Origin of the sequence: Neobacillus niacini (genome assembly GCF_000759675.1) — a bacterium.
Lineage (GTDB): Bacteria > Bacillota > Bacilli > Bacillales > Cytobacillaceae > Neobacillus > Neobacillus niacini_A.
Genome location: NZ_BAWM01000036.1, coordinates 19,351 through 33,537, shown reverse-complemented (window position 1 = coordinate 33,537; position 14,187 = coordinate 19,351). Strand labels below are relative to the sequence as shown.

Below are 14,187 nucleotides of genomic sequence, written 5' to 3'. Positions count from 1 at the left end.
GTTGTTAGCTTTAAGAGGAGGAGAATTTAACCTCCAATTCTTCCATAATATGATACTTTTTTATTTTTTGATAAAGAGTGGTCCTGCTGATTCCCAGTAATTCTGCCGTTTTTGAGCGGTTTCCCTGGCATGCCAGTAGGGCCTGCAGGACCACCTGTTTTTCAGTCTGGTTTATTGATTGCTTACGGTTAATCGCAACAGTAGGCTCGGGTCTTTTTAGCTCAATAGAAGTAGGTGCTTCATGTAAGTTCAGTTCTTTAGGCAGGTGCTCCATTTCGATCCAATTCGTCTGACTGAAATGAAAGGCTCGTTCCAAGACATTTTCTAGTTGTCTAATATTACCTGGCCAATGGTATTGTTGAAAGCTTCGAATCACTTGCGGTGAAACCCCAATGATATTCTTATTGGTTTTCGTATTAATTTTATTAATAAAATGGGTGCATAGTAATGGAATATCATCGAGCCGTTCTCTCAACGGGGGAATGTGTAATTGAATAACGTGAATACGATAATAGAGATCCTCCCTGAATTTCCCTTGGTTTACAAGCTGAATTAAATCTTTATTGGTAGCCGATATAATTCGTACATTTACTTTTGTTGTTTTAGTTGCACCAATTCTTTCAAACTCTTGTTCTTGCAGAACTCGTAATAGTTTAACCTGTAAGGATGGCGGCATATCACCGATTTCATCGAGGAAAAGAGTGCCATTATTGGCCAATTCAAATTTCCCCGGTTTACCTCCTTTTTTCGCTCCAGTAAACGCTCCATCTGCATAACCGAAAAACTCGGATTCTAATAATTCTTCCGGAATCGCCCCGCAATTGACTTTAATAAAAGCTCCCTTACGGCCGGATTCATTATGGATGCCTTCTGCAAACAACTCTTTGCCTGTGCCGCTTTCACCGGTAATGATGACATTGGAAAAAGATTTAGCGGCAATGACCGCATCCTGTTTAAATTTTTCCATTTGAGAATTCTGTGAGACTACATGGGCAAATGGATGGGTATCTTTGGATATTCGGTATAATTCTCCCCGATAGTAGGAAATCTCACTTTCTAATTTATCCATATGTAGAAGGATATCTTTCCAAGCATCAAGCTGGCGGAAAATGATTTTGATGATGGCACCGAGCCTTTGTCCATCTTGATAAATGGGCATTTGGGCTACAATGCACTTTTGGTTATGGATGGGTATAAGTTCTCCCTCCATTTTTTGATCGAACTCCAAACTAAGCTGAGCAGGAATCTGCGGTGCGATTTTTGTAATATGCTGACCTAGTACCTCATCCTGATGTTCAATATGAAAGAGTTCCATGAATCCATGATTAACCATTGTAATGTGTCCGACCTTATTCATAACAGCGACACCATCATAGGCCAATTCCAGGGCACTATCTAGAATTCTCTTTAATTGTTTCGTCGTTTCTAATTCATTCGCAATGTTTTCATAGGAGGTAACATCGCGTAAAACCACCATGGCACCGGTGACACGATTTATTTCCCTGATCGGGATAAATGAAGCAATGATCGTAATGTTATTAAAACTAATTCTTTTGGCGTCTTGAATAGTTCCAGTTTTCAAAGTTTCAATCAACCATCTTCTAAAAGGCGGAAGGAAACGATCAATAGGTGCTTGTAATAAATGTTTGCCATTTAATTGGAGAAGATCGAGCGCTGTTTGATTAAAGGTAGTGATTCTGAGATTAGAATCAACTGTGATGACCGCATCCTGAAGGCTTTCAATCAGTGACTTCATTCGATTTATTGTATCCTCCAAGACAGCCATATGGGAGTTGACCAAGTCTGACTTTGTCATAATGCCAAAGACCTCTTGATTATGGTCAAGAACGACTGCGTGACTGACATTCCCTTTCAACATGATATCTCTTGCTTCAAGGAGGGACTGATCTTTATGAATGGTAATAACGCTTTCGTTAATGAGTGGTCTAATAGGATCATCGATGGATGTGTTATGAAGTAGTGCCCGATAGATGGAGTTTTTGTGGATGATTCCTGTAAGTTTATTGTTTTCTGTAATACAGCCGATGTCAACACGATGTTCAAGGAAAGCAGAGATCGCTTCACGGATTGTGCTATTCAGGGATAAATTGACGAAATTAACGGTAGTAAAACTCCTAACCTTCAAATATTCCCACCTCAGTATTCAGAAAATTAATACAATTCATATTATAACGACGGAACCCTGATATTACAATCTTTTATTGTTAACTTCTTTAAACAACTGTTCACTTTTGTGTGCAGTACTGTTCAGCTTTTTCTTTCTAAAAAATGATTCGAGTACAATGCCCATCATTTCATAGCTTCATAGAAAATTGGCACGGATATTGCACTATAAGATATAAACAGAAATAAAATCAAGAGGTGAAAATGATGGTTTATGAAACAATCCTCTACGAAGAAAATGAAAACGTTGCCAAGGTGACGTTGAATTTACCTGAAATGAGAAATCCCTTAACAGAAAAGTCGACTAGAGAGCTGGTTCATGCGATTAGAAAAGCTGACCGTAATCCTGAAATTAGAGCGATTATCCTTACGGGTGCTGGAAAAGCCTTTTCCGCCGGCGGCAATTTAAATGACTTCAAGAAAAATCTCGAGCGGACTGCTCCTGATCTCTATTTTGAAGGAAAAGAGAGTACAGAACTGTTCAAGTTAGGTGCTGAAGTCAGTACTCCATTAATTGCGAGTGTAAATGGTCCGGCATTAGGCGGGGGAACTGGACTTGTTGCGATGTGTCAGCTTGCCGTGGCATCGACAGAGGCGAAGTTGGGGTTAACCGAACTGAAGCTTGGTCTGGTACCGTTCGTGATAATGCCTTGGGTAAGACGTGCCGTCGGTGACCGAAAAATGATGGAAATGATGCTAACAGCTGAAATCTATTCAGCAGAACAGGCAAAAGTGCTCAATCTCGTCCATCGAGTGGTCAGCCCGGAGGACCTTGAAAATGAGACATGGAAGTTGGCTAGACTTGTTGCCAGCTTTAGTCCACTGGCAGTCAAGTTAAGCCTGGATGCTTTTTATTCTACAGAACAGATGGATTTGATAAAGTCTTTTGATTATTTGACAACTTTAAGACTTGTGTCGTTTATGAGTGAAGATTTAAAAGAGGGAGCTACAGCCTTTCTTGAAAAAAGACAGCCGTTTTGGACCGGAAAATAAAGAGGGAGTGAGTGTAATGAGAGAAGTTTTGTCTACAATGTCAGGTAGCGTTTGGAAAATAGAAGTGAAAGAAAATGATGTGGTCAAGGAAGGAGACGTATTGGTTATTCTGGAGTCGATGAAAATGGAAATCCCGATTGAATCCACACATTCAGGGGTGGTATCAGCCATCAAAACGTCAGAAGGAGAGTTCGTCCAAGAGGGTGATGTCCTTGTAGAGATAACCACTACTGATTAACGATAAGGAGGTCATTTAAGATGAAAAAAGTGAGAATAGGCGCCGCACAGGGATTTTATGGCGATACGATAGAGCCTGCAGTCTCGACAGCGGAAAAAGGAAATGTCCAATATCTTTGTTTTGACGCCTTAGCAGAGCTAACCATGGCGATCCTGGTAAAGGATAAAAAGAAAAATGAAAATGCGGGTTATACAAAGGATATCTCTCTGCAGATGAAAGCATTACTTCCATATGTAAAACAAAAAGGGATCAAGCTTTTAACCAATGGAGGCGGCATCAATCCGATTGGTGCGCAGCAAGAAATCCTCCGGGTGGCAAGGGAAATGGGAATCAACGGCTTAAAGGTAGCGGTCGTAACGGGGGATAATGTCATCGACAGACTTCCTGAGTTTCTTGAGAAAGGGTATCCATTGAAACACATAGAATCAGGAGAACCAGTAGAGGAGATAAAGGAAAGACTAGAATTTGCCAATGCCTATATTGGGGCGCAGCCAATTGTAAAAGCCCTAGAGGCAGGTGCAGATATCGTTGTCACAGGAAGGACGACCGATACGGCTCAGTTTTTAGCACCATTAATCTATGAATTTGGTTGGGGAGAGGAGGAATGGGATAAGCTAGCCAGCGGAGTATTCATGGGGCATTTGCTAGAATGCTCGGCCCAATCCACTGGCGGCAATTACAGCGGCAAGTGGTGGGAAATTGAAGGCTTTGACAAGATGGGTTATCCGATTGCCGAGGTTTCGGAAAACGGTGATTTTATTATCAGTAAGGTAGAAGATCGGGGCGGATTGGTAAGCGTCGATACGGTTAAACAGCAGATGCTCTATGAAATTCATGATCCTGCAGCCTATATAACCCCAGATGTAGTCGTTGATTTATCCAATGTGAAATTGGAAAATGTTAGACCCAATCAGGTAAAAGTGACAGGAGTAAAAGGGCATCCGCGAACGGATACCTTGAAGGTGGTCATGGGCTATGAAAATGGCTATGCAGGCCAAGTGATTGTCGGATTTTCATGGCCAGATGCGATGATGAAAGCCAAAAAAGTTGATGAAATCATTCGCATTCAGTTGGAGCGGAATGGGTTGAATTACGAGGAGGTAAGAACAGATTTTATGGGATATAACTCCTTAAGTGGTCCTCTTGCACATGATAACCAAAGTGAACTCAATGAAGTGTTTTTACGTATGACCGTCCGGGCAAAAACAAAGCCTGAGGCTGCAAAGTTTAGCCGATTGTTCCCTCCATTAGCTTTGAATGGTCCGCCATCAATGAGCGGTTTTACTGGGAATGCAGCCCCAAGAGCCTTGCTTGGAATGTGGTCAGCCTTGCTGCCACGGGAAGAGGTTGAAAGTCAAATACAAGTAGAAGTAGCGGAGGTGTAACCGATGGCGATTGTAAAGCTGAAGGAGATCGCCCAAGCACGGTCTGGCGATAAAGGAAACAGTATCAATATTGGCGTTTTTGCTCCTAATCAATCAATCTATCAACTTCTTTTAACAAAATTGACTACTAATACAGTTAAAGAGCACTTTTCTGGTCTTGTAAAGGGAAAAGTGACCCGATACGAAATGCCAAATATCTTGGCAATGAACTTTGTTCTTACCGAGGCATTGGACGGTGGGGGTTCTTCTTCGCTTCGACTTGATAACCTTGGAAAATGTTTTGGTTCCAATATGCTTCGTATGGAGATAGAAGTGGACGATGAATTATTAACAGATCTATAAAGTGAGGTGTACAGGGTATGACGTATGAACCGTATTTTACAGAAGAGCATGATCAACTGCGAAAAATGATCCGCAGATTTGTTGAAAAAGAAATTTCACCTTTTGTCGATGAGTGGGAAGAGCAGGGAGTATTTCCACGGTCACTATTTACTAGAATGGGTGAACTAGGTCTACTAGGCTTACATTATCCAGAGTCGGTTGGAGGTCAAGGGGGAGATTATTTTTCCGGTATCGTCCTTGCTGAAGAGATGAATAAATGCGGCTGTGGCGGCGTACCGATGGCGATTGCTGTCCAAACCGATATGGCAACACCGCCAATCTTTAAGTTTGGAACGAAGGACCAGCATGAACGTTTCTTAAAGCCCGCCCTCAGAGGGGAAAAGATTGCGGCGATTGGTATTTCTGAACCAAACAACGGTTCTGACGTGATGGGAATCCAAACAAGAGCAAAGTGGGACGGAGACGAATGGGTCATCAATGGGACTAAAACATTTATTACGAACGGAACGAGAGCAGATTTTGTGACACTTGTCACGAGAACTTCTGACGATCCTGGACCAAAAGGAATCTCTCTCTTTCTTGTCGAAACAGACCGGCCAGGTTTCTCTGTCGGGAAAAAGCTGGATAAAGTCGGCATGTGTTCCTCTGATACGGCAGAGTTGATTTTCGATAATGTCCGCATCCCTAACGAAAATCTATTAGGTGAAGTAGGAAAGGGCTTTTATCAAATCATGTGGCAGCTTCAGGGAGAAAGAATGATTGGTGCGGCTGGTGCAATTGGCAGCGCCGAACATGTATATGAACTGGCATTGAACTATGCAAAATCAAGGGAAGCCTTTGATCAGCCGATTAGCAATTTTCAGGTAATCGCACATTTGCTTGCAGAAATGAAGACGCAAATTGAGGTGTGCCGGGAACTAACCTATGCCACAGCCTACAGATTCTCGAGAGGAGAAGTTCCATCAAAGGAAATTTCGATGACGAAATTGGCTGCAGCTCAAATGGGTCATTGGGTAGCGGACCGGGCTCTGCAAATTTTTGGCGGGAATGGCTATATGGCAGAATATCCGATTGAACGGGCCTGGAGGGATAGCCGACTTCCGCGAATCGGCGGCGGTACCGATGAAATCATGAAGGAGATTATCTCGAAGCAAATTGGCTTGTAGCCAAGGGAGGAGGAGCAGGATGTCACACTGGATATTTACGGAAGAGCATCAGATGTTTCGTAAAGCTGTACGCTCTTTTTTGGAAAAAGAAGTAGTTCCATATATTGAGCAGTGGGAAAAAGACGGTGAAACACCGCGAAGTTTATATAAAAGAATGGGCGAATTAGGTTATTTGGGCATTAAGTTTCCCGAAGAATATGGCGGCAGCGGACTCGATTTGATCATGGAAGCTGTATTTACCGAGGAATTGTCAAGATGTGGCGCCGGTGGTGTCGGTGCTGCGATTGGATCACATACCTCGATTGCGATGACAAATATTTGGAAATATGGAAGTCATGAGCAAAAACAAAAATACCTTGTACCAGGCATTAAGGGAGAGTTAATCTCCGCGCTAGCGATTACAGAACCAGGTGGTGGCTCGGACGTAGCTGCCATTAAAACGACGGCGAAAAAAGATGGGGATTATTATCTCTTAAATGGCTCAAAAACGTTTATCACAAACGGTGTCAATGCTGATTATGTGGTCGTGGCCGCAAAAACGAAGGATGAACCGGTCCACAGAAATGTGAGTCTTTTTATCGTCGAAACGAGTTCAGAAGGGTACTCTGTGGGAAAAAGTCTAAAGAAGTTAGGATGGCGATCATCTGATACGGGAGAGATATTTTTCGATGAGGTAAAGGTTCCAAAGGAAAACTTGATTGGCAATGAACATGAGGGCTTTCTTTATATCATGAAAAATTTCCAATATGAAAGAATGACATTGGCATTAGGGTGTATCGGGGCAGCCGAGAAAGCATTGGAATTGGCGATTAAATACAGTAAGGGAAGAATTCAATTTAACAAGCCATTATCAGAATACCAGGTGCTGCGCCACAAAATGGTCGATATGGCAGTGGATATAGAAAAAGCGAGGAACATCACTTACCGGGCACTTTATTTGTATAACAAAGGTGAAAACTGTGTGACCCAAGCCACCATGGCTAAAGCTGTTGCCACTGAAATGCTGAATCGCGTGGCAGATCAGGCATTGCAAATACATGGCGGCAATGGCTATATGATGGAATTTCCAATCCAGCGGATTTGGCGTGATGCCCGTATCCAAACGATAGGCGGAGGCACCACACAAATTATGAACGAAATACTATCAAAACAATTGGGAATCATCTCTTAACTTAGGAGAATGACAAAATACCTCGCAAAGGATGTGCTGAAGTTGGAACGTGAAAGAAAAATCCTCGCAGAAAGAGAAAGAATCTATAAAGGTGGACCTGATCATGAAAAGATCAAAAAATTAGGGAAATTATTTGTTCGTGATCGTTTGAAGTTATATTTCGATGATGAACAGCCCTATTACGAAACGGGATTATTTGCGAATGCCAATAAAGAAAAACTGCCTGCAGACGGAGTGGTGACAGGCACAGGGAAAATCGATGAGCGATTAGTCTTTTTTATGGCCAGTGATTATACCGTTAAAGCAGGTTCAATTGGTAAGTATCATGGCGAAAAGATATTGCGGATTCAAGAGTCAGCCATCCGTGGCAGACGTCCGATTGTATATTTGATAGATTCCTCTGGCGGACGTATTGATGAAGCCGGTGGGTACCACGTTGAAAAATACTCTGGGGGTAAAATCTGGTATAACCACAGCATGCTTTCAGGGCGTGTTCCGCAAATCGCCGTCCTTTACGGACCATGTTTTGCAGGCACCGCCTACATGCCGGTATTTTCTGATTTCGTGGTGATGGTCGACAAGATATCAGGGATGGCGATCGCTTCCCCTCGAATGGTCCAAATGGCCACCGGGCAAAAGGTAGATGTAGAGGAGCTTGGTGGAGCCACCATGCACACCACGAAAAGCGGCTCAGCTGATTTTATTGCCAAATCAGAGGAAGAGGCGGCTCAGATTGTAAAAAAACTGCTGTCTTACCTTCCGGATCATTTTGAAGGAAAAATACCTGAATTTCCAGCCGTAGAACCAAAGCGTTCTCCTGAAGAGATTGATAATATCATCCCAATGGAGCCGAACCGAGCCTATGATGTCCGCAAATTAATAGAAGCTATCGTGGATGGTGATAGTTTCCTAGAAGTAAAAGCGAACTACGCAAAAGAATTGGTAACAGGATTTGCGAGATTAAATGGGAAAACAGTAGGCATTGTTGCGAACCAGCCAATGCAAAAAGGCGGAGCGATTTTCCCTGAATCCTCTGATAAAGGAGCGAAATTTGTCTGGACCTGTGATGCCTACAATATTCCTCTCCTCTATTTATGTGATACTCCAGGATTTATGGTGGGTACCAAAGTCGAGCAGGAGGGAATATTAAGAAAAGGGCGCAATTTCATTTACGCCAGTTCAACCGCCAATGTTCCAAAAATGTGTGTCATTGTTCGGAAGGCTTATGGAGCCGGAATATATGCCATGGCAGGACCAGCCTATGAACCAGATACCACGATTGCGCTTCCATCGGCAGAAATTGCGATAATGGGTCCAGAAGCAGCAGTTAATGCTGTTTATTATAATAAAATTCATTCCGTAACCGATCCGGAAGAAAGAGTGGCATTGATCCAAGAGCTGCGGGAAGAATACCGTGCAGGCTATGACATTATCAAGCTATCTGGCGAACTTGTCGTGGACGACTTAGTGGTACCGAGTGAATTACGTAAAGAATTAATCCGGAGATACGAAACCTTTGAAAACAAGGATTTTCCACTTCCAGCCAAGAAGCATTCCACTATTTTAAGCTAGGGAAGAAGCATTTTCCAATTTTACTAGGGAGTTGAGGAGGCTATGGTAAAAGGAATAGGGAACTGGCTCGTAAAGCATAGTAAACTTCGGCCTGACAGGCTTGCACTTGTCTACAATGAAAAAAGATTCACGTATTCAGAATTAAATGATCGGGTAAATCGTTTATCGAATGCCCTTATTTCTAAAGGGGTAAGAAAAGGCGACCGCGTCAATGCACTTTTATTCAATACGAACGAAATGGTGGAATCGATGTTTGCCTGTGCAAAAATGGGAGCGATTTTTGTTCCGATTAATTACCGGTTAAGTGTGGAAGAAGTTCTTTATATTGTGAATGATTCCAGGTCTTATCATTTCATTTACGACTCCAGGATGAAAGCATTGGTCGAAGAACTGAGGTTGAAAGAATCTAGTTTGCTAGAATACATCCACGTAGGCAATCATCCTCGTGAAAATGATTCTGTTTACGAGGATTTAATCGCAAATGCCTCAAACGAAGAACATGATTATGATATACGTCTAGATGATGTTCATATGATGATGTACACATCCGGTACGACTGGGAAACCAAAAGGAGCCATGTTAACCCACGGGAATACACAGTGGAATGCCATTAACATGATTCAAAGTACTCCGGTTGACTACACGGATATTACGTTGTCAGTAGCACCATTATTTCATATAGGTGGAATGAGTGTTTTTACAACACCATTAATGTATAAAGGCGCAACCATTATTTTGGAGGATTTTTTTAATCCTAGTAAAATCCTCCAAAAAATCCATGGTGAGAGAATTACTTGTTTATTCCTTGTCCCTGCCATGTGGCAAGCATTAACAAATGTCGAAAATTTTGAAGCATATGATATTTCATCCCTAAGATTTGCCGTATCTGGCGGCGCACCATGTCCGATAACGGTAATTGAATTTTTCCAAGAACGGGGCATCCCGTTTTATGAAGGTTTCGGTCTAACAGAAACAGCTCCATTTGTCAGTATACTCGACAAAGAAAATACAATCAGAAAAAATGGCTCGGTTGGAAAGGAGCCAATTCACACAAATGTCCGCATCGTCGATCCAGCTGATCGTGATCTTCCCCCAGGCCAAGTTGGTGAACTCATTGTCAATGGTCCGAACGTGATGGCTGGCTATTGGAATAAACCTGAAGAGACGAAACAAGCCATTAAAAATGACTGGTTCTATACCGGGGACCTAGCGAAATTTGATTCTGAAGGATTTATTTATATCGTGGATCGCAAGAAAGACATGATTATCACAGGTGGAGAGAATGTGTATCCCATTGAAATTGAGCAGGTATTATATCGACACCCGAACATTAAGGAGGCTGCTGTCCTTGGTTACCCGGATGATAAATGGGGCGAGTCAATCAAAGCAGTCATTGCGTTGAAAGACAGCAGCAAGCCTCTTAACGTTCAAGACCTCGAAGAATTTCTTGATGGAAAAATTGCCAGGTTTAAATTTCCCAAACAGGTGGAGATTGTTGAAGCATTGCCGCGCAACGCAACTGGGAAAATTCTGAAAACGGTACTAAGACAAAGAGTTTAACGGAAGGGTGGAAAAAATGTACGATAAATATTTTGAGAATTTTGAAGTAGGCGAACAATGGAAGTCAAGAGGGCGGACCATAACGGAGACCGATATCGTTATGTTTTCAGCGATAACGGGAGATTATTATCCGCTGCACACCGATATCGAATTTTCCAAAAATTCCTTTTTTAAGCAGCGGATTGCTCATGGAATGTTGGTGCTTTCTTTTGCAGTAGGTCTTACGAAAATGGAACCGGGCATTGTGGCAGCTAATTATGGGATAGATAAACTTCGGTTTATTCATCCTGTATTCATTAACGATACCATTCATGTCGAGCTTGAGGTCATAGACCTTGTGGATAAAGGCAATGGAACGGGTGTAGTCACCGTGAAACAGACCATCGTCAAACAAACAGGTGAACCATGTATTGTGGGTATTTCAAAAGCATTAATTAATAATGAAAGACGCTAAATCAAATAGCTCTGCAGATTTCCTTTAAGAAAAAAATGGGGTGAGCACATATGAAGGATCAAGTTGTCATAATTACCGGTGGTTCAAGTGGAATGGGAAAGGCAATGGCCAAGAATTTTTTAGAAAAAGGGGCAAATGTCGTGATCACCGGGAGAAATGCCGAGAGATTGGAAGAAACGAGACAAAGCCTAGAGCGGTATGGGGGTCAGGTACTACCGATACAAATGGACGTTCGCGATCCTGAAAAAGTCCAGTTTATGGTCGATGAAACCGTAAAACACTTTGGCAAAATTGATCACCTGATCAATAATGCAGCTGGGAACTTTATTTGTCCCGCAGAGGACCTATCCATTAATGGCTGGAATTCAGTCATTGGCATCGTTTTAAATGGTACATGGTATTGCAGCCAGGCTGTTGGCAAGCACTGGATTAATACCCAAACAAAGGGGAGCATCTTAAATATCGTCGCTACATATGCATGGGGTGCTGCAGCTGGCGTCATTCATTCTGCCTGTGCAAAATCGGGCGTATTAACGATGACGAGAACGTTGGCTGTGGAATGGGGTGAAAAATACGGAATCCGTGCAAATGCGATTGCCCCTGGACCAATTGAAAACACAGGTGGAGCAGATAAACTTTTCGGCTCAAATGAAGCATTACAAAAGACGATTGAAAGTGTTCCATTAAGAAGGGTAGGCCGACCAGAGGAAATTGCTCATTTAGCTGCCTTCCTGCTTTCACCGCAAGCAGAATATATCAACGGCGACTGTATCACGATGGATGGCGGGCAATGGCTTAAACACGCTCATTTTTAATAGGGAATAACCCAATCAGGAGGGATGAAGAATGGAACCACCTGTATTATACAAAAAGGAAGGAAATAAAGCGTATATTACGTTTAACAGACCAAAGGCATTGAATGCCATGACACCGGAAGGTTTTGAAATGATTGGCAGTTATTTTCTGGAGGCACAGAATGACGATGATATCCGGGTAATCATTCTAACCGGAACAGGAGATAAAGCCTTTTGTTCAGGCGCAGATTTAAAGGAGACGATTCCATTATTAATGGAAGGAAAACTTGATCAAGAAAAAACAGAATCAGCGATGCTGAAAAATGTTCCTGTCTGGAAGCCCATTATTGCAGCGGTCAATGGATTTTGTCTCGCAGGCGGGATGGAAATTTTAGAGGCAACGGATATTCGCATCGCTACGGAGGAGGCACGATTCGGACTTCCGGAACCGAAATGGTCCATAATGGCCGCGGCTGGGTCGCTGGTAAGACTAGTAAGGCAAATCCCCTATTGCCGCGCCATGGAAATCCTTCTTACAGGAGAGCAGTTAACTGCCCAGGAGGCAAAGGAAATTGGGCTAATCAATAAAGTGGTGGCTAAAGAGCAATTAATGGAAGAAGTAGAAATAGTGGCTGAGATTATTTGTAACAATGGTCCCATCGCTGTACAGAGTACAAAAAAAGCCGTTTTGCGTTTACTAAACCTGCCAATGGATCTCGCTTTCCGTGAAGAGTGGAGTTATTCAGAAGAAGCATTTAAAAGTGAGGATTCGAGAGAAGGGATACGGGCTTTTATTGAAAAGCGTTCACCGAACTTTATCGGAAAATAGACAAGAGCAGGAACCTTTTAGTGAGGTATCCTGCTCTTATTTGTTTTAAATGAAAATGTCTTTTTTCGTTTTATTTTTTCTTCCATAAAAAGTTGTGCTTAGCCAATTAAGATAGCTCAGGTTCCGGTTTTACCCAAAGCTGAGACCAGCTCTCTATTTCTCGTAAGATACGTTCTAGTGAATAACCTTTTTCTGTTAAAGAGTACTCTATAATTACAGGTGTGTTAGGTATAACCTCACGTTTAACGATTCCTTGATGTTCTAAATCCTTTAAACGATCGGATAATACTTTACCACTTATGCCAATAGCGGATTGAATTTCACTAAACCGCTGCGAGCCTGATAACAGCTGATAAATAACTAATGCACTCCATCTTTGACTGAGTAGTGAGATGGCTTTTTCAAATTTTGGACAAATAGTAGGTTGTTTCATACTACATTACACCTCTCTTATTTAGAGTATACCACAAAATGTCATTAGTTTACAAAAGTAAATCTAGTTACTTGACAATATATAATAACATTAATATACTTACTTACATAAAGTAACTAACTGTTATTTGTTTTTAGCTGATAAATTACGAATTTCTTAAATCAAATGTTTTTCAATCATAAGAGAAATGACTCTAGGAGGGTTATTATGGGATTTCACACTAAACCAACTACATTTGTAGGGCATGTCAAAATTAAGGTGGAAAATTTAGAGCGTTCATTAAAATTTTATCAAGATGTTCTAGGTTTTGATATTTTAGAGCAAACAACCTCAACAGTAACACTAACAACGGATGGTAAAACTAGTATTTTGTCACTTGTACAGCCTGAAAATGTAATACCAAAACAGGGAAGAACAACAGGTTTATATCATTTTGCTATCCTTTTACCAGAAAGATCCGATTTAGCCAATATTGTGATTCACTTAGTGGAAAAGGGAATAAAATTTGGCTCTTCCGATCACCTTGTAAGTGAGGCATTGTATTTAGATGACCCAGATGGAAATGGTATTGAAATTTATATCGATCGGGACCCATCTGAATGGAGTTGGAAAGGCGAAGAAGTGGCTATGACAGTTGACCCGCTTGATTTTAAAAATCTTTTGACTACTGTTAACTCAGGTAAAACGTGGCAAGGAATGCCGGAAGGAACGGTAATGGGTCATATTCATTTACATGTTTCTGAATTAAAGAAGACAGAAGAATTTTATGTGATAGGACTTGGATTTGATGTGGTAAACCGATATGGCGGGCAGGCGCTATTTCTTTCCGCTGGAAAGTACCACCATCATATTGGAGTCAATACATGGAATGGCTTAGGGGCACCAACTCCTTCCGAAAATAGTGTAGGTTTAGAATCTTTTACACTCATTTTGCCTAATGAAGAAGCACGTAATCAATTAGTTTCTAATTTGAAAAAGATTGGTTCCAATGTTCATGAAGAAAATAAAAAATTTATAACTTATGATCCTTCAGGAAACCGAGTCGAGTTAGCAATATAAGATAGGG

The 14,187-nt window shown here is 41.7% G+C and carries 14 protein-coding genes; 12 read left to right on the top strand and 2 right to left on the bottom strand.

Going from position 1 to position 14,187, the window contains the following annotated elements; translation table 11 throughout:
- Positions 1 to 10: 10 nt before the first annotated feature.
- The gene (locus TR08_RS15335; RefSeq protein WP_052427477.1) at positions 11 to 2,146 is read right to left on the bottom strand and encodes a sigma-54-dependent Fis family transcriptional regulator; all 2,136 of its coding nucleotides are present in this window, start codon (positions 2,144 to 2,146) and stop codon (positions 11 to 13) included.
- A gap of 245 nt (positions 2,147 to 2,391) precedes the next feature.
- On the opposite strand from TR08_RS15335, the gene TR08_RS15330 reads away from it, so the two are divergent.
- The 11 genes from TR08_RS15330 to TR08_RS15280 are packed head-to-tail and all read left to right on the top strand — an operon-like array spanning position 2,392 to position 12,688.
- Positions 2,392 to 3,177 (top strand): enoyl-CoA hydratase/isomerase family protein, encoded by a 786-nt coding sequence (locus TR08_RS15330; protein ID WP_045519523.1) that lies wholly within the window; start codon positions 2,392 to 2,394, stop codon positions 3,175 to 3,177.
- A gap of 16 nt (positions 3,178 to 3,193) precedes the next feature.
- On the top strand, positions 3,194 to 3,415 hold the full coding sequence (locus tag TR08_RS15325; protein ID WP_045519521.1) for an acetyl-CoA carboxylase biotin carboxyl carrier protein subunit: 222 nt from the start codon (positions 3,194 to 3,196) through the stop codon (positions 3,413 to 3,415).
- 20 nt (positions 3,416 to 3,435) lie between these two features.
- Positions 3,436 to 4,800: an acyclic terpene utilization AtuA family protein gene (locus TR08_RS15320; RefSeq protein WP_045519520.1), complete on the top strand. Its 1,365-nt coding sequence runs from the start codon at positions 3,436 to 3,438 to the stop codon at positions 4,798 to 4,800.
- 3 nt (positions 4,801 to 4,803) lie between these two features.
- Positions 4,804 to 5,142: an AtuA-related protein gene (locus TR08_RS15315; RefSeq protein WP_045519519.1), complete on the top strand. Its 339-nt coding sequence runs from the start codon at positions 4,804 to 4,806 to the stop codon at positions 5,140 to 5,142.
- A gap of 17 nt (positions 5,143 to 5,159) precedes the next feature.
- A complete protein-coding gene (locus TR08_RS15310) occupies positions 5,160 to 6,308 on the top strand; it encodes an acyl-CoA dehydrogenase family protein (RefSeq protein ID WP_045519518.1) in 1,149 nt (382 codons plus the stop codon).
- A 19-nt stretch (positions 6,309 to 6,327) separates the two neighbouring features.
- Positions 6,328 to 7,479: an acyl-CoA dehydrogenase family protein gene (locus tag TR08_RS15305; RefSeq protein ID WP_045519513.1), complete on the top strand. Its 1,152-nt coding sequence runs from the start codon at positions 6,328 to 6,330 to the stop codon at positions 7,477 to 7,479.
- Positions 7,480 to 7,488: 9 nt separating this feature from the next.
- Entirely contained in the window at positions 7,489 to 9,051 is a 1,563-nt protein-coding gene (locus tag TR08_RS15300; RefSeq protein ID WP_202964973.1) for an acyl-CoA carboxylase subunit beta, read from the top strand.
- A 42-nt stretch (positions 9,052 to 9,093) separates the two neighbouring features.
- Positions 9,094 to 10,611: an o-succinylbenzoate--CoA ligase gene (gene menE / locus TR08_RS15295; protein ID WP_045519512.1), complete on the top strand. Its 1,518-nt coding sequence runs from the start codon at positions 9,094 to 9,096 to the stop codon at positions 10,609 to 10,611.
- Between the two features lie 16 nt (positions 10,612 to 10,627).
- Positions 10,628 to 11,065, top strand: a complete 438-nt coding sequence (locus TR08_RS15290) for a MaoC/PaaZ C-terminal domain-containing protein (protein WP_045519510.1) — start codon at positions 10,628 to 10,630, stop codon at positions 11,063 to 11,065.
- A gap of 50 nt (positions 11,066 to 11,115) precedes the next feature.
- Complete coding sequence (gene fadH / locus TR08_RS15285; protein ID WP_045519508.1) at positions 11,116 to 11,880, top strand: 2,4-dienoyl-CoA reductase; 765 nt, start codon at positions 11,116 to 11,118, stop codon at positions 11,878 to 11,880.
- A gap of 31 nt (positions 11,881 to 11,911) precedes the next feature.
- Positions 11,912 to 12,688, top strand: a complete 777-nt coding sequence (locus TR08_RS15280; protein WP_045519506.1) for an enoyl-CoA hydratase/isomerase family protein — start codon at positions 11,912 to 11,914, stop codon at positions 12,686 to 12,688.
- A 106-nt stretch (positions 12,689 to 12,794) separates the two neighbouring features.
- Here the strand turns inward: TR08_RS15280 and TR08_RS15275 are convergent, their stop codons facing one another.
- Entirely contained in the window at positions 12,795 to 13,121 is a 327-nt protein-coding gene (locus TR08_RS15275; RefSeq protein WP_045519504.1) for a winged helix-turn-helix transcriptional regulator, read from the bottom strand.
- A gap of 207 nt (positions 13,122 to 13,328) precedes the next feature.
- Here TR08_RS15275 and TR08_RS15270 point away from each other — a divergent pair, with 207 nt between their 5' ends.
- Positions 13,329 to 14,180, top strand: coding sequence for a VOC family protein (locus TR08_RS15270; protein WP_045519502.1), 852 nt, complete (start codon positions 13,329 to 13,331; stop codon positions 14,178 to 14,180).
- Positions 14,181 to 14,187 lie beyond the last annotated feature (7 nt).